We start from the raw sequence: 15,955 nt of genomic DNA on the forward strand, positions 1-15,955 counted from the left end.
TCAGTGCTCCTTCATCAGCTCGGCGTACGGGCCTCCGGCGGCGGCGAGGTCTTCGTGACGTCCGCGTTCGACAACCGTGCCGCGGTTCAGGACGACGATCTCGTCGCTGTCCCGCACGGTGCTCAGCCGGTGGGCGATCACCACACAGGCACAGCCGCGGCGGCGCAGATTGTCCATGACGAGCTGCTCGGTCCGCGCGTCCAGGGCGCTGGTGACCTCGTCAAGCACCAGCACGCTGGGGCGGCGGACCAGGGCGCGGGCGATCTCGAGACGCTGCCGCTGGCCGCCGGAGAAGTTGCGGCCGTCCTGCTCCACCCGGCAGTGGATCCCCTCCGGGCGCCGGGCGATCACATCGTCGTAGAGCGCGGCGTCCCGCAGGGCGTCCACCACCGCGTCGTCCGGGATGGACGGATCCCACAGCGCCACGTTGTCCCGCACGGTTCCCTCGAACAGGAAGACGTCCTGGTCGACGAAGGAGACCGAGGCGGCCAGCGCCCCGCGGGGGATGTCCTCAAGACGCTGCCCGTCGATGCGGATGACCCCCTCCCAGGGGGTGTGGAGGCCGGAGACGAGCCGGGAGACGGTGGACTTGCCGCTGCCGGAGGCGCCGACCAGCGCCACCTGCCGGCCGGGGCCGACGGACAGCGAGAAGTCGCGCAGCAGCGGCTGGTCCAGCGGGCTGTAGCCGAAGGTGATGTTCTCCAGCGTCACCTGTCCGGTCAGCCTTCGGGTGTCCTCGCGCGGCTCGTCGCGGGTGTAGAGGGAGTCCACCGGGAAGTTCTCCACGTCCTTGAGCCGGGTCACATCGGCGGAGAAGTCCTGGATGCGGCCCGCCACACCGTTGAGCCGGGCGATGGGCGCGGTGAAGCGGGCCACCAGCGCCTGGAAGGCCACCAGCAGACCGATCGAGATATGGCCCTCGACGGCCCGCAGCCCGCCGATCCACAGGATGAGGGCGCTGTTGAGCGTGGCGAGGGTGGGGGCGACCACGGCCAGTGCGGCGCTCGGCACCCCGAGGCGCTGCTGCTCCTCCAGGGTGATGGCGTGCTGCCCCGCCCAGCGGCGGAAGTAGCCCGTCTCCCCGCCGGTGGCCTTCACCGTCTCGATGAGCTGGAGACCGGTGTACGACGTGGTGGTCAGCCGCGCGGTGTCCGCCCGCAGCTTCTGGGTCCTGGTGGCCCGCAGCCGGATCACCACCCGCATCGCCACCACGTTGAGCAGCGCCAACCCACCGCCGATCAGGGTGAGTTGGGGGTCATAGGCCCACAGCAGTACGGCGTAGAGGACCACCACGACCCCGTCGACGGCCGCGGCGGCCAGATCGCGGGCGAGCGTCTCGGCGACAGTGTCGTTGGAGCGCAGCCGCTGGACCAGGTCCGCAGGGCTGCGCTGGGCGAAAAAGGTGACGGGCAGCCGCAGCAGATGCCGCAGAAAACGCGCGCTGCTGAGGGTGGAGGAGATGATGCGTCCGCGCAGCAGATTCGCCTGCTGGACGCCGGTCAGTACGGCGGTGAGCACCACCGCCACCGCCATGGACGCGAACAGCGGCCCCAGCATCGAGTCCTGGCCGCCGATCAGGAACGTGTCGATGAAGGTGCGGCTGAGCGCCGGGACCGCGGCCCCCACCGCCACCAGCAGCAGGCTGGCCAGCAGCGAGGCGAGCAGGGTGCCCTTGGTGCCCCGCATGCGCGCGGGCAGGGCGCCCAGCACACCGGGGCGGCGTCCGCCCCGGCGGAAGGACTCGTCGGGTTCGAAGACCAGGACCACTCCGGTGAAGCTGGTGTCGAACTCCTCGACGGGGACGAAACGGCGCCCCTTGTCGGGGTCGTTGATGTGGACGCCGCGCTTGCCGAACCGCCGTCCCATACCGTCGTAGACGACGTAGTGGTTGAAGTTCCAGAACAGGATCGCCGGGGCCCGCACCTCCTCCGCGAGGGCCTCGAACTCCATCTGCATGCCCTTGGCCCGCAGACCGTAGCTCCGGGCGGCCCTGAGCAGATTGCCGGCGCGCGACCCGTCCCGGGAGACACCGCAGGCGATCCGCAGCTCCTCCAGCGGCACATGGCGTCCGTGGTGTCCGAGCACCATGGCGAGCGACGCCGCACCGCACTCCAGGGCCTCCATCTGCAGCACGGTGGGGGTGCGCACCGCCCGGCGCCGGGGTTTCCCCGGCCCGGATCCGCCGCGCGGGGCGCGCCGCCGTCCGCGGGCCGGCTGGGGGCGGCGCGCCCCGCTGCTTCCGGCGGGTGCGGGGCGGGGCGGTCCGCCCTCATGCGTCGCGGTCACGGGAGAAGCCAATCGACGGGGTGCTGGGCGGCCAGGTGAATGGTGGCGCCGGTCAGGGTCATGGAGCCGAGGGTGAACGGCGGGCCCTCGGGGGACGACCAGCGGTAGCCGGAGCGGGTGGCGGAGGTGCGGTGGAGGCGCACCTGGACCGCGACCGGCGGGCCGTGTTTCGAGAACTCCTCACCGAGTTGTTCGGCTCCGAGGTAGGAGCCGATCTGCTGGCGCGTCAGGGCCGTCCGGCCCACGGCCCTGACCTCACCGCGCAGCACACCGTAGGTCTGCGCCGGCGCGGACTGCACGCTGAGGTCCACCGACGCTCCCGGCCGCACCGAGGCCGCCCGGTCCGCCGGTACGTACAAGGTGGCGACCAGCGGGTCTCCGGAGTGGCGCATGCGTTCCACGGAGGCGACGTTCGCGCCGGTGGCGAGGACGGAGCCGATCGAGACGGAGAGGGTGGTGAGCCGGCCGGCGGCGATGGTGCGCACCACCGTGGTGCCGCGGGCGGTGCGGACCTTCAGCAGCGGTGCGCCCGCCCGGAGGGTGCTGCCCTCCTGTGCGAGGACGGAGGTCACCTGGCCGGCGATGGGGCTCTGCAGCACATAGCTGCCCTGCCCGTGGGTGAGGATGCCGGTGGTCTGCAAGGTGTTCGACACGGTGCCCGTGACGGCCCATACGGCGGCGCCGGCCATCACGACCAGCGTGACCGCCAGCGCCAGCCATCCCTGGGGGCGGGCGTAGCGCACCGGCAGATCGATGTCCTCTGCCGACTGCAGCTTGGCGAGCGCCTGCTGGCGGAACTGCACGAAAGTCTTTCCTCAACCGCGGGAGAAGTGGCCGGATGCCCGGGCTCCGGCTCCGGAAGTGGGCGTGGATACGGCCGCGGACCGCCGAATGCCCCGGACCAGGCGGGCCCGGGGCACAGGGAAGGCGGCGTACCGGCCTCAGAGGCTGTTGACGGCTCCACCGATGATGCCGGTGGTGTTCAGGCCGGTGACACCGTCGACCGTGGTGGTGGCGGTGGCCGCGATGCCGACGGCGCCGGTGAGGGAGTCGACGGTGCCGAGGGTGTCGCCCACCAGACCGATCCCGCCCGCCACGTTGTCCAGCTCGGCGTCGGAGATCTCCTGGGTGGCGACCTTGGGCGCGTTGTTCATTGTTGCGTCTCCCTTGGGTGACAGTCTCGTTGAGCTTCCGACCGCGCATGGGTGCCGACGGACGTCGGCTCCCTGGGCATGGTCACGAGATCCCGGGAGGACCTGGGATTCGTGGATGCCTGGGCGCGGAAGGGATGTAACCACGGGGCACGCGGCGCGGCGAATCAGCCAATCTCCGGAACCGGGCATTCCGCAACTTTCCGATCATGCGAGGGCCCTGTTCGAGCACGTCATCGGTGCCTTTCCCTCACAGGACGGTCACTCTTACGGCAAGACACCACGCCCTTTTCGCGAGGTGGTGCACGTCATTTCGGCCAACGACGGTCATGACCGACGCGGAGATCGGCACCCCGGCCGGGGTCTACGCGGGCCATGTGTGTAACAGCTGTGCCCATCGCTTGAAGACCGGGCGAACAACGACCACAGCCGGGTTCGAGCGGCATGAGGCGACGACATGTACGACTTCCGGCACCGAAGCCAGGCCGAGGGAAACCAACCCTCCAGAGCAGTCAGCAAACACCACATACTGATGCGCACCGACGTAAAGTTGCCCATGTCATGGACGCCGGTTGGCCCGTCGCCTGGTGGAGGCGTTCCGGACGGGACGGGTGATGGCGGGGATGGACGGCTGATGGACGACGCTCTCGCGATGGGGGTGCCCGGATTCGTCGTCGCGGCCCTGGTCCCCGGCATCATCCGGGCCACCCGGTCGCACCCCGTGTGGCACCACGTCTCCCTCCCCGCGGGCGTGGCCCTGCCGCTGTTTCTGGTCATGCACACGGCCACCACCCTCGGCGCGGCATTCCACGGAGTGGCGACCGCGGCCATCCACTGGTTCTGGGAGGCCGCCCTGATCGGCAGCGGTTTCCTCTTCTGGCTTCCCGTGCTCGGCGGCCGACACCGGCTCAGCGAGCCGGGGCGCTGCCCCTATCTCTTCCTCACCATCCCGCTCCTCGACCTGCCCGCCCTCCTGGTGATCGCTCAGGGAGACGCCGTCGGCGGTCTGTCGATGATCGTGGGCATGCTGCCCCTCGGAGCCGTCGCGATGGCCGTCACCTGGCGCTGGGCCACCGCCGAAGAACTACGCGACACCCGGCAACGCCACCCGGCCCGGCTCAGCGGCCCGGCGTCGCCGCGTTGATGGCGTCCCGGGTCCGGTCCACCAGGGAGGCGAAGGGGCCCACGCTCCACTGGGCCACCGGAGAGCCGGCCGCCGTGGGGTGCGGATGGGTCGGGGCGACCTTCTCGGCCGCGCGCAGCATGGTGCCCATGCGCCTGAGCTGGTCCTCGCTGCGCCCTTCGTGCACCAGGGGGAACTCCTCGTTCTCCTCGTGTTCGGCGTGGTCCACCACGGCTCGTTCGAACTCCGCCAGGCGGATGTCGAACTCGGCGCTCGTGACGTCCATCTTCTCCAGCGCGGCGAGCACCTTGTTGGCTTCCGCCTCCTCGTGGTTGCGGGCGTCGGCCTCCTGTTTCCCGGCGGTCTCCCGCGCGACCGGCCGTACGATCATTTCCTCGGCCGTCTCGTGCACCGCCAGCAGGGCCCGCAGCTCGTCGAACGCCTGCTGCTTGTGCTTGCCCTCCGCGCTCTTCACATCCGCGAAAAGGTCCCGGATCCGGGCGTGCTGTTCCAGCAGGATCCCGACCACGTCCCCTTCCGGCATCTGTGCCGCGAGCCTGCGTTCGGTGTCCGCGTCGCTCATCGCCGTGTCCCTCCTCGTAGGGCCTTGTGTTCTCTCAGCGAGTCACCCGAACGCGGAGGGAGGAAACAGCTCATTCACCTTCTTTCCCCTCCTGCGACACCTCCTCGGGGCCGGCGGTGACGGCGGCGATCTCACGGCGCTGTCCATCGGTCGTGGGCAGTTCGATCCGGTCGCGGACGTACCAGGCACTCAGCGCGTTACGCAGTCGGCGCCGGCGGGAGGGGCGGCCGGGTTCGACACCACCGGTGAGCGGGCGAGGGGTGTCCCGCACCAGCATCCTGTGTGCCGTCTCGGCGGACAGCAGGGTGCGGCCCTCCTGGTATCCGCCCGCGGCCGTCCAGCGCAGCTCTCCGGTGCCCTCCCCTTCCAGCAGGCGCCGCCGGTCAGCCGCCTGCAGCCCCAGGCACAGGCGTTTGGTGGCCCAGTACGCGAAGGCGGGAAGGGCGAACAGGGCGCCACGGAAGGTGTACGTCAGCGCCTCGACCGGCACCTTGAGGACATACGCCAGGACGTCCTGGCCCCCGGCGAGGAGCAGGACGGCGTAGAAGCAGACGCCCGCCACCCCCAGCGCGGTGCGGGTCGGCTGGTTGCGGGGCCGGTCGCACAGGTGGTGTTCCCCGGTGGCGCCGCTGACCCAGCGCTCGAAGAAGGGATAGGTGTACAGGACCGCGAAGAGGACGAGGGGAAGCACCACACCGGGGAGGAAGACGTCCCAGACGACGGTGTGTCCCCACAGGTCCGTCTCGGCGGCGGGCATCAGCCGCAGGGCTCCCTCCAGGAAGCCGACGTACCAGTCGGGCTGCGCGTCGATGGACACGGTGTCGGCCCGGTAGGGGCCGACTTCCCAGATCGGGTTGATCTGGATGAGGGCCGCCAGCAGCGACAGCACGCCCGCGAGGAACAGGAACAGCCCGAGGGACTTGGCCGCGTACTGGGGGAACAGCGGCTTTCCGACGACGTTGCGGTTGGTGTGCCCCGGGGCGGACCACTGGGTGTGCTTGAGGTGGACCACCAGCATCAGGTGCGCGCTGATCAGGGCGATGAGCAGACCTGGGAAGAGCAGGATGTGGGCGGGGTACATGCGCGGGATGATGTCGTCTCCCGGATACTCGCCGCCGAAGAGGAAGAAGCTGAGGTACGTGCCGATCACGGGGACCGAGAGCACGATGCCCTGGAAGGTGCGCAGCCCGGTGCCGGACAGCAGGTCGTCGGGGAGCGAGTAGCCGCAGAAGCCTTCCAGCAGCGAGAGCATGAACAGCGTCAAGCCGATCGTCCAGTTGACCTCGCGGGGACGCCGGAAGGCGCCGGTGAAGAAGATGCGCAGCAGGTGGCATCCGATGGCCGCGACGAACACCAGCGCACCCCAGTGGTGGATCTGGCGGATGAGCAGACCGCCCCGGACGTCGAGGCTGACGCGCAGGACGGACGCGTAGGCCTGGGACACGTAGTTGCCGCGCAGGGGCGCGTAGGAGCCGTCGTACGGCAGCTCCGACATGCTGGGGTCGAAGAAGAAGGTGAGGTAGACACCGGTCGCCACCAGCACCAGAAAGCTGTAGAGGGCGATCTCACCGAGCAGGAAGGACCAGTGGTCGGGAAAGGCCTTGCGCAGCGCCTCCTTGCCGGCCTTCATCAGGGGCAGCCGGCCGTCGAGCGCCACCGCCACCCGCTCGCCGCGCGCCACCGCGCCCTTCGCCCGGGACCGCTCACGTGACGCCGACACCGCGCCTCCACCTCCTGGTCGCCGCCCGCCAGGCCGGTCGCCACAGAGAGGTCCCCTGGGAGCGCCGGCGTCAAAACGCGTGTTCCACCGTTCGGAGGAGGGTTCGGGCGGCGGGCCGGCGAGGCCGGGGGCGCCGCCCGTGATTGATCCGCCCGTGATTGATCCCGCTCGTCGTGGTTATCCGAGGGGACCCATCGAGAGGGAGGCCACAGCGGTGCGGCCCCGGAGACTCCGAGCGCTCGAGGAACGACCAAGGAGGACGCCATGGCGCAGGTCTCGGATTTCATGCTCGAACGCTTGCGCGACTGGGGCATCCACAGGGTGTTCGGCTATCCCGGAGACGGGATCAACGGTCTGCTCGGGGCGTTCGACCGGGCGCAGGGCGACCCGGAGTTCATCCAGGTCCGTCATGAGGAGATGGCCGCCTTCATGGCGTGCGCCCACGCCAAATTCACCGGGCAGGTCGGGGTGTGTACCGCCACCTCCGGGCCCGGCGCCGTACATCTGCTCAACGGCCTCTACGACGCCAAGCTCGATCACCAGCCGGTGGTCGCCCTGGTCGGCCAGCAGAAGCGGCTCAGCCTCGGCGCCCACTACCAGCAGGAGATCCACCTGGACCGCCTGTTCGCCGACGTCTCCGAATTCTGCGAGATGGTGGTGCACCCGGCACAGGCCCGCCATGTCATCGACCGGGCCTTCAAAACGGCCTTGACCACCCGGAGCGTAGCCACCGTCATCGTCCCCGACGACGTCCAGGAAGAAGACGCCCAGCCCTCGCCGCCCAGGACACACGGCGCGGTCTTCTCCAGCGTTGGCTGGAGCCGCCCCCGGGTACTCCCCGACCCGGACGAGGTGCGCCGCGCCGCCGACGTCCTGAACAGGGGCGAGAAGGTCGCCATGGTCATCGGACAGGGCGCGGCCGAGGCGGCGGGCGAGGTGGCCGAGGCGGCCGAACTGCTCGGCGCAGGCGTGGCCAAGGCGCTGCTGGGCCGGGAAGTGCTGCCCGACGACCTGCCCTTCGTCACCGGCCCGATCGGCCTGCTCGGCAGCACCGCGAGCGACAGGATGATGCAGAACTGCGACACCCTGTTCATGATCGGCACCAGCTTCCCGTACTCCGAATGGCTCCCCGAGGAGGGCCAGGCCCGCGGCGTCGAGATCGACATCGACGGACGGATGATCGGCATCCGCTATCCCATGGACGCCCATCTGGTCGGCGACGCCAAGGAGACGCTCAAGGCCCTCCTGCCGCATCTGCGCCGCAAGGACGCACGCCACTGGCGCAAACAGATCGAAAAAGACGTGCAGGAGTGGAACGACGTCTGCGACCGGCGCGCACGCCAGCATTTCGACCGCGTCATCAACCCCCAGTCCGTCGCCAGTGAGCTCTCCTCTCGGCTGCCCGACGGCGCCATCGTCACCGCCGACTCCGGCTCCGGCACCAACTGGTGGGCCCGCCACCTCAGGCTCCGCGAGGGCATGCGCGCGTCTCTCTCCGGCACCCTGGCCACCATGGGGCCGGCGGTGCCGTACGCCATCGCCGCCCGTTTCGCCTGTCCCGAGCGCCCGGTCATCGCCTTCGTCGGGGACGGCGCGTTCCAGATGAGCGGCATGAACGAGATGATCACCGTCAAGCGGTATCTCGACCGCCTGTCCGGGCCCGCGCCGTTCGTCTTCTGCGTCTTCAACAACCAGGACCTCAACCAGGTCACCTGGGAACAGCGGGCCATGGCCGGCGATCCGAAATACCCCGGCTCGCAGGACATCCCGGATGTCCCCTACGCCGCCTACGCCGAACTGCTGGGGCTGGACGGCATCCGCTGCGAGGCACCCTCGAAGGTCGGCTCCGCGTGGGACTTGGCTCTGGCGAGCGACCGGCCGATGGTGCTCGAATTCAAGGTCGACCCCGAAATCGCCCCCATCCCTCCGCGGACCATGGCCGCGCAGGGCAAGAAGGCGGCGAAGGCCGTCGTCCGCGAGCCGGAGAGACTCGGCATCGCGCGGCGCGGGGTGCGCCAGAAGCTCACCGAAATGGCCGATCACCTTCCAGGGCGTGGACACGGCTGACGGCGACGTCGCCCGCTGATCACGCGTTTGGACCGGCGCTCGCTCGCGGGCGGAGAGCGTCGGTGAGGAGGTCGAGCAGGCGATCGGTCTGCTCCTGGGGGGCGCCGGCCGTGATGGCGAGGAACACACCGACGAGCATCGTGGTGACGTCGTCGGGGACGACGTCACCACGGAGCGTGCCCGCTTCGGCGCCCTGTTCGAGGATCTTGGCGATCGTGACGGTGACGCGCTCTCGCGAGGGTGGTGCGATGCGCCCGGAGGCGAACCCGGCGCGCAGGGTCTCCCTCATGCCCCGTTTGGTGGCGACGAAGGTCGCGTAGCGGCCCATCCAGGCCCGGAGCGCGACATCGGCGGGGTGCTGTTCGAGCAGGGCGGGGACGCTCGCGGTGACGCTGTCGAGTTCGGCGGCGTAGACGGCGTCGACGAGGCTCTCGCGGGTGGGGAAGTGGCGGTACAGGGTCCCGATCCCGACTCCGGCCTGGCGGGCGATGGACTCCAGCGCGACCGGGCCGTCGCTGGCCGCGAAGGCGGCCTGGGCGGTGGCGATGAGCTTTTCGCGGTTGCGCCGCGCGTCGCGACGGACCGGTTGCCCGGCGGGATCGGGCGAGCCCGCCGGACCGCGGGTCGGGGGTGTTTCGGACCCACTCAAAGCGGAGGCACCTCCGGTAGTGTTACGGTGGCTGTAACGGAGGAACCTCCGTTTCCCTCATTCTCTCACGAGAGCAGGTCGTCATGACGTCCGAAGGCACCCCCACCTCCGAGACCGCTCCGGCCGGGGTCCCGCGCCCCGGAGGCCCCGGTTCGATGGCCGGCCGCACGGTCTCGCGCGTCGGATACGGCGCGATGCAGCTGGAGCGCCTGCGTGGCGACCGCAGCACCGCCGTCGCCCTGCTGCGCCGCGCGGTCGAGCTCGGCGTCGACCACGTGGACACCGCACAGTTCTACGGCGCCGGCTTCGTCAACGACATCATCCGCGAGGCGCTGCGGCCCCAGGACGACGTCCTGATCGTCAGCAAGGTCGGCGCCGCCTCCGACCCCGGCGGCCCGACACCGCTGCGTCTGGCGCAGCGGCCCGAGGAGCTGCGGACCAGCGTCGAGGAAAGCCTCGCCACGCTCCAGCTGGAGCAGATCCCCGTGGTGAACCTCCGCCGCGCCGATGCCGGGATCACGATCCCCGTCCCGGACGACCAGGTAGTCGACCTCGACGACCAGCTGGCGGAGCTGATCGCCCTGCGCGACGAAGGCAAGATCGGCTCGATCGGGCTCAGCAGCGTGACCCTCGACATCCTGCGCCGCGCGCTGCCCGCGGGCATCGTCTGCGTACAGAACGCCTACAGCCTCGTGGCGCGCGACGAGGAGAACACGCGCCGGCTGTGCACGGACGAGCAGATCGCCTGGGTGCCCTACTTCCCCCTCGGCGGCGCGCTCCCGGGCCTGCCGAAGGTGACCGACGAACCGGCCGTGCAGGCCGCCGCCCAGGCGCTGGGCCGCACACCGGCACAGATCGGCCTGGCCTGGCTGCTGCACCAAGCCCCCAACGTCCTGCTCATCCCGGGCACCGCCGACGCCCACCACCTCGAGGCGAACCTGCGAGCGGGCGCGATCACCCTCGACGAGGAAACCCTCGCCGCCCTCGACGCGGTCCCGACACGCCCCTTCGTCTCCCCGTACCACTGACGGTGCCACCCCTGACGGCGCCCGTCCCACGAAAGGTCCCTCTGCCATGAAGCTGCTCGTCCTGGGCGCGACCGGCCCCACCGGCCGTCTCCTGACCGACCTGGTACTGCGCTCCGGTGACACGGTCACGGCCCTGGTACGCACCCCGGCGAACCTGGGCGACCTGGCCGAGAAGGTCACGCCGGTGACCGGGGACGCCACCTCGCAGCACGACCTCACCGCGGCCGCGGCCGGCCATGACGCGGTCGTCTCCGCGCTCGGCAGGAGCACGTCGGTACGCGCCGAGGAACTTTTCACGCGCTCCTCGGCCGCCGTCATCGCCGCGGCCGAGCAGACGGGGGTGTCCCGGCTGGTGTGGCTGTCGTCCTTCGGTGTCGGCCACACCTACGACTGGGCGAGCACCACCCAGAAGGCGATCTACCGTACGCTGCTGCGGTCGATCTACGCCGACAAGAAGATCGCGGACGAGCGCATCCGCTCCACCACGCTGGACTGGACGATCGTCTGTCCCACCCGGCTGACCCACGGCCCCGCCCGGGGCGCCTACCGCGCCGGGGACCGGCTGCCCATGAAGGGCAACCCGACGATCAGCCGCGCGGATGTGGCCGCCTTCATGCACCAGGCGGTCAACGGCGACGAGTGGATCCACCGCAGCCCCGTCATCACCGACTGACACCCCAGCGCCCAGGACACCCGAGCCGTTTACGACACCCCTCGCTCAGAGGTTCCAGGCGCACGAGCGTGCCTTCCAGAACCGGCCCCTCCAACGTGAAACCCGTGACCCGCCTGGTGGCCCGGCTGGAGGCCCAGAACCTGGCCGAGCGGGCCGCCGCACCCGGCGACGGGCGGGCGGTGGCCGCGAGCATCACCGAGGCCGGCCGCCGGCGCTACGCCGAGGCGGCACCGACCTACCGGGCCGCCGGCCTGGAGATACTGCACACGGACACCGGGCCGCGGGGACTGCACATCCTGCACGCCGTCAAGCCCCGCACCTGAGCAGAGAGACGACCGCCATGGCCTCCCCCAGCGCAGCTCCGACACGAACGACCGGGTCCAGGCCGGGCACCGTCGCCGTCGCGGCCGGTGTCACCGTCCACTACGACGATCTCGGTGGTCCTGACAGCGTGCCGGTGCTGCTGGTCCACGGGCATCCGTTCAACCGCGGCATGTGGCGTCGGCAGGTCGACGCGCTCGTGACCGCGGGGTATCGGGTGGTCGTTCCGGACCTGCGCGGGTACGGAGAGAGCACCGTCGTACCCGGTAAGACGCTGCTGTCGGACTTCGCGCAGGACCTTGCGGCCGTGCTCGACCATCTCGGCGTGGCGCGCGCCGTGGTCGTCGGGCTGTCGATGGGCGGGCAGATCACCATGGAGTTCCACCAGCGCTACCCCGACAAGGTGGCCGCGCTGGTGCTGGCCGACACCTCTCCGATCGCCGAGACCGACCAGGGCAGGGCCTTCCGTACCGCGCTCGCCGACCGGCTGCTCGCCGAGGGCATGGACGGATACGCGGCCGAGGTGATCGACAAAATGATCCTGCCGCGCCACGTGGCCGACCTGCCCGAGGTCGCCGAACACGTCCTGGGCATGGTGCGCGGCACCGCCCCGGCCGGCGCCGCCGCGGCGCTGCGCGGCCGGGCCGAACGGCCGGACTACCGCCGCGCCCTGCACGAGGTGCGGGTACCGACCCTCGTGGTGGTCGGTGCGGACGACCCCTGTACGCCGGTGGAACAAGCCCGGCTCATCCACGAGTCCGTCGTCGGCTCCGCCCTCTCCGTCATCGACGACGCCGCCCACCTGCCGAACCTGGAGCAGCCGGAGCGGTTCAACGCCGGCCTGCTGGCCTTCCTCGACGCCCACCGGACCACTCTCGCGCCACCTCATCCGCTGCTCACCTCCTTCCTCGACGCCGCCGACGGACGTTTCCCGCCCGCCGACGGGGCCGTCACGGTGCTGCCCGGGCTGCCCCGCGGCCTGGAATGCTCGGTCGCCTTCACCGGCCACGCCGTCGTCGCCACCGCGCTGCCCGCCGCGCGGGTCCACCCCTACCGGCCCGACGGCTTCGGTGGCTCCCTGACTCCGGACTTCCTGCGCGCCCTCGCCGGCCCCGCAGGCTGGATCGGGGACGTCGACGCCACCCTGGTACGGCGCGGCACCGGCGGCACACCCCGCCTGCAGCCGCTCACCGACGCCGACGACCACCCCCGGGTGCGCTACGCCCGACATGTGCGCACCGGTATCCGGGTCTTCGGCGACGACCGGGGACTGGTCACCCTCTCGGCGGGACTCGCCGGCCGCACGGAGCTGAGCATCGAACTGCGCCGCCCCGAGGACGGCGGCCGCGGACACGGCAGATCGCTGCTGGCTGACGCGCTCACCCTGGTCCCCGAGGACCAACCCCTCTTCGCCGCCGTCTCCCCGGGCAACGCCCGCTCCCTGCGCGCGTTCCTCGCCGCCGGGTTCACCCCCATCGGCGCCGAGGCCCTCATCCGGCCCGACCGGAGCCGGACCTGACCGTCCCGCCCCACGCTCCGTTGGACTCTCCCACCGTGGGAGAGTCCACGATGACGGCATGCACGACGAAGCGCCTCCCCACCCAGGAAAGCACGGCATGGCCACGGTAATAGACATTGATGCGCGCGGTACGCGGCACTGCGAGACGACGGCTGTGGGGGTGCTGTTGCGGCACCAGGGACTCGATCTGTCCGAGCCCATGCTCTTCGGCCTCGGTTCCGGTCTGTCCTTCGTCTACTGGGACAGCAAGAACATGGGCTTCCCCTTCCTCGGGGGACGGGTCAGGCCTTTCGACCTCACCAGGAACCTGGCCACCACACTCGGTCTTGAGCTCCTGGTCCAGGAGACCACCTCCCCGCGCAGGGGATGGGGGAACGTAGTGGCCGCCATCGACGCCGGCCACCCCGTCGGACTGCAACTCGACAGCTACTACCTGGACTACTTCACCTCGAAGGTGCACTTCGGCGGCCATGTCGTCGCCATGTACGGCTACGACGACCGCGACGCCCACCTGGTGGACACCGACCAGCAAGGCGGAGCGGTGTCCACCAGCCTGACCAGCCTCGCCCAGGCCAGGGCCGCACGCGGCCCGATGACCGCCAAGCACCGGTCCTTCACCCTCACCGCCCCGAGGAACCTGCCCTCCCCCCAGGGCCAGATCATTCCCGCCATCACCGCCTGCGCCGACGCCTTCCTCCACCCGCCCATCGCCAACCTCGGCCACCGAGGCATCGAGAAGGCCGGCAAGCTGGTCGGCACATGGCTCCAGCGCACCGACAACCCGCGGCGGGACCTTCCGCAGGCCGCCCTCTTGATGGAGAAGGCCGGCACCGGCGGCGCCCTGTTCCGCAACCTCTACCGCGACTTCCTCGCCGAATGCACCCAGCAACTCGACAGCAGCCACCTGCGCACCGGCCACGAGCTGTACACCGAGGCAGCCACCCTGTGGACGGAGGTCGCGGCGCTGATCACACAAGCCGGTGAATCGGGCAATGCGGAGTGCCTCGTCCAGGCGGGCACCGTCCTCCGCGATCTCTCACGCATAGAGCGCGAGGCCATGCAGGCGCTGAGCTGCCTGCGGAGGTGACGACGCCAGGCCGTCAAGGCGTGGCCGGGCCGGCGCAGCCTGGGTGCTCCGGCCTCGCCGGGGTACCCGCCGGGTCCGGGCAACGCGCCCGCGGCGCGGACCCGGGGAAGGAGGAGTGATGGCCGTCAATCCGATGATCAAGGACCGCAGGAGTGACACCACCCCGGCCGGGCAGGGCAAGGGCCGTTGGCTGGCCACCTTGGAGCAGGGTGCCAACCTGCTCCAGACGGCGACGCCGCTGAAGGGCTTCGACGTGTATGTGGTCGGGTTCCACTGCGCGAAAGGCGAGCCGGACTTCCAGATGGAAGCCCACCACTTCTGCCGCGTGGTCAACGCCGACCTGCTGCAGTGCGTGCTGTTCGACGGCAACACCAAGGACGCCAATCTGATCGGCATCGAGTACATCATCTCGGGCCGCCTGTTCGACGGCATGCCCGACCAGGAGAAGCCGTACTGGCACCCGCACAACTTCGAGCTCCTGTCCGGGCAGCTGATCGCCCCCGGGCTGCCCGAGGCGGCCGAGAAGGCGTTCTTCAAGCTGCTGGTCAACTCCTACGGCAAGACCTGGCACACCTGGCACACCAACAGCCGCGACGGGCATCCGGGCATGGACCTGCCCTACGGCGACCCGAAGCTGATGTGGTCCTTCAACCGGGACGGTGAGTGCGACGAGGACCTGCGCCGCGACCGCGACCGGGCCATGGGCCTGGACACCGATGCCAAGCGGGCCGACCGGCAGTCGTTCCTGAGCCTGGTGCGGCCGCAGTGGGGCGTCGACGACATGAGGGACGACTTCGTCGGCGCCACCCCGATCCCGGGGGTGAGGGACGTCCACGCGGCCGGCCCGGAAGCACAGGGCTGAGCGCCCGCCGTCATCCGCGAGCCTTTTCGCCGCGGGTTTCGCGATCGGGTGCCAGGAGCGAGGCGGCGTGGTCGGGCACGTAGGTCTGCAGCCCCCGGGGCGGTCGCTCGTACCCGGTGGGCGCGGGGCGGGGCGGCAGCCGCAGGTCCGGCAGCCGGACGTCGCCGTAGGGCACGGTGGACAGCAGGTGGGCGATCATGTTGACGCGGGCCGCGCGTTTGTCGTCGGCCTCGACGACGTACCAGGGGGCCTCGGGGATGTCGGTGCGCGCGAACATCTCGTCCTTGGCCTGGGAGTACGCCTCCCAGCGCGTGATGGACTCCAGGTCCAATGCCGAGATCTTCCAGCGCCGGGTGGGATCGCCCAGGCGTCTGCGGAACCGCCGCTCCTGCTCGTCGTCGCTCACCGAGAACCAGTACTTGCGCAGCAGGATCCCGTCCTCGACCAGCATCCGTTCGAAGACCGGGCACTGGCGCAGGAATCGCTGGTGCTCCTCCTCGGTGCAAAAACCCATGACGTGCTCGACACCGGCCCGGTTGTACCAGCTGCGGTCGAAGAGCACGATCTCACCCGCGGCGGGAAGCTGCTCGACATAGCGCTGGAAGTACCACTGGGTGCGTTCCCGCTCGGTGGGGACCGGGAGGGCGACGATCCGCGCGACACGCGGGTTCAGGCGCTCGGTGACCCGTTTGATCGCACCGCCCTTGCCGGCCGCGTCCCGCCCCTCGAAGACCACGAGCAGCCGCCGCCCCTCGGCCCGCACCCACTCCTGGAGCCTCACCAGCTCGATCTGCAGACGGCGCAGCTCCTGCTCGTAGCGGGCCCGGGGCAGTCGGCGAAAGCCGCGGTCGCCCATATGGGCAGTGTCTCATCGGACCGGCCGCTC

General features: G+C 70.6%; 15 protein-coding genes. 8 read left to right on the forward strand and 7 right to left on the reverse strand.

Annotated elements, in window-relative coordinates:
* The 3 genes from ACFZDL_RS04275 to ACFZDL_RS04285 all read right to left on the reverse strand — a co-directional run bounded on the left by ACFZDL_RS04275 (window position 1) and on the right by ACFZDL_RS04285 (window position 3,440).
* On the reverse strand, window positions 1-2,286 hold the full coding sequence (locus tag ACFZDL_RS04275; protein WP_391190348.1) for an NHLP family bacteriocin export ABC transporter peptidase/permease/ATPase subunit: 2,286 nt from the start codon (window positions 2,284-2,286) through the stop codon (window positions 1-3).
* Window positions 2,283-3,089 carry an HlyD family efflux transporter periplasmic adaptor subunit gene (locus tag ACFZDL_RS04280; protein WP_353591296.1) on the reverse strand — a complete coding sequence of 269 codons (807 nt, stop codon included), beginning with the start codon at window positions 3,087-3,089 and terminating at the stop codon, window positions 2,283-2,285. The genes ACFZDL_RS04275 and ACFZDL_RS04280 overlap by 4 nt, the downstream gene beginning before the upstream one ends.
* 138 nt (window positions 3,090-3,227) lie before the next feature.
* On the reverse strand, window positions 3,228-3,440 hold the full coding sequence (locus tag ACFZDL_RS04285) for a type A2 lantipeptide (RefSeq protein ID WP_353591297.1): 213 nt from the start codon (window positions 3,438-3,440) through the stop codon (window positions 3,228-3,230).
* A 631-nt stretch (window positions 3,441-4,071) separates the two neighbouring features.
* Here ACFZDL_RS04285 and ACFZDL_RS04290 point away from each other — a divergent pair.
* Window positions 4,072-4,581, forward strand: coding sequence for a cytochrome c oxidase assembly protein (locus tag ACFZDL_RS04290; protein WP_353591298.1), 510 nt, complete (start codon window positions 4,072-4,074; stop codon window positions 4,579-4,581).
* Here the strand turns inward: ACFZDL_RS04290 and ACFZDL_RS04295 are convergent.
* A complete protein-coding gene (locus ACFZDL_RS04295) occupies window positions 4,556-5,143 on the reverse strand; it encodes a hemerythrin domain-containing protein (protein ID WP_353591299.1) in 588 nt (195 codons plus the stop codon). The two genes, ACFZDL_RS04290 and ACFZDL_RS04295, sit on opposite strands and share 26 nt — an antisense overlap.
* Window positions 5,144-5,213: 70 nt before the next feature.
* Complete coding sequence (locus tag ACFZDL_RS04300) at window positions 5,214-6,773, reverse strand: ubiquinol-cytochrome c reductase cytochrome b subunit (protein ID WP_353591376.1); 1,560 nt, start codon at window positions 6,771-6,773, stop codon at window positions 5,214-5,216.
* 354 nt (window positions 6,774-7,127) lie between these two features.
* On the opposite strand from ACFZDL_RS04300, the gene ACFZDL_RS04305 reads away from it, so the two are divergent.
* The gene (locus tag ACFZDL_RS04305) at window positions 7,128-8,930 is read left to right on the forward strand and encodes a thiamine pyrophosphate-requiring protein (protein ID WP_353591300.1); all 1,803 of its coding nucleotides are present in this window, start codon (window positions 7,128-7,130) and stop codon (window positions 8,928-8,930) included.
* Between the two features lie 19 nt (window positions 8,931-8,949).
* Here ACFZDL_RS04305 and ACFZDL_RS04310 read toward each other — a convergent pair whose 3' ends face one another.
* On the reverse strand, window positions 8,950-9,579 hold the full coding sequence (locus ACFZDL_RS04310) for a TetR/AcrR family transcriptional regulator (RefSeq protein WP_353591301.1): 630 nt from the start codon (window positions 9,577-9,579) through the stop codon (window positions 8,950-8,952).
* An 83-nt stretch (window positions 9,580-9,662) separates the two neighbouring features.
* On the opposite strand from ACFZDL_RS04310, the gene ACFZDL_RS04315 reads away from it, so the two are divergent.
* The 6 genes from ACFZDL_RS04315 (at window position 9,663) to ACFZDL_RS04340 (ending at window position 15,069) form a co-directional block, all read left to right on the forward strand.
* Window positions 9,663-10,607, forward strand: coding sequence for an aldo/keto reductase (locus ACFZDL_RS04315; RefSeq protein ID WP_353591302.1), 945 nt, complete (start codon window positions 9,663-9,665; stop codon window positions 10,605-10,607).
* Between the two features lie 46 nt (window positions 10,608-10,653).
* On the forward strand, window positions 10,654-11,280 hold the full coding sequence (locus ACFZDL_RS04320) for an NAD(P)-binding oxidoreductase (RefSeq protein ID WP_353591303.1): 627 nt from the start codon (window positions 10,654-10,656) through the stop codon (window positions 11,278-11,280).
* A gap of 104 nt (window positions 11,281-11,384) precedes the next feature.
* Window positions 11,385-11,603 (forward strand): hypothetical protein, encoded by a 219-nt coding sequence (locus tag ACFZDL_RS04325; protein WP_353591304.1) that lies wholly within the window; start codon window positions 11,385-11,387, stop codon window positions 11,601-11,603.
* 17 nt (window positions 11,604-11,620) lie between these two features.
* Window positions 11,621-13,120 carry an alpha/beta fold hydrolase gene (locus tag ACFZDL_RS04330; protein WP_353591305.1) on the forward strand — a complete coding sequence of 500 codons (1,500 nt, stop codon included), beginning with the start codon at window positions 11,621-11,623 and terminating at the stop codon, window positions 13,118-13,120.
* A gap of 97 nt (window positions 13,121-13,217) precedes the next feature.
* Window positions 13,218-14,207 (forward strand): BtrH N-terminal domain-containing protein, encoded by a 990-nt coding sequence (locus ACFZDL_RS04335; protein WP_353591306.1) that lies wholly within the window; start codon window positions 13,218-13,220, stop codon window positions 14,205-14,207.
* 118 nt (window positions 14,208-14,325) lie between these two features.
* Complete coding sequence (locus ACFZDL_RS04340) at window positions 14,326-15,069, forward strand: OBAP family protein (RefSeq protein ID WP_353591307.1); 744 nt, start codon at window positions 14,326-14,328, stop codon at window positions 15,067-15,069.
* 10 nt (window positions 15,070-15,079) lie between these two features.
* On the opposite strand, the gene ppk2 is transcribed toward ACFZDL_RS04340, so the two are convergent.
* Window positions 15,080-15,925 carry a polyphosphate kinase 2 gene (ppk2, locus tag ACFZDL_RS04345; RefSeq protein WP_353591308.1) on the reverse strand — a complete coding sequence of 282 codons (846 nt, stop codon included), beginning with the start codon at window positions 15,923-15,925 and terminating at the stop codon, window positions 15,080-15,082.
* Window positions 15,926-15,955: the final 30 nt, after the last annotated feature.

Source organism: Streptomyces sp. NPDC007917, assembly GCF_042959105.1.
In the GTDB taxonomy this organism is placed as follows: domain Bacteria; phylum Actinomycetota; class Actinomycetes; order Streptomycetales; family Streptomycetaceae; genus Streptomyces.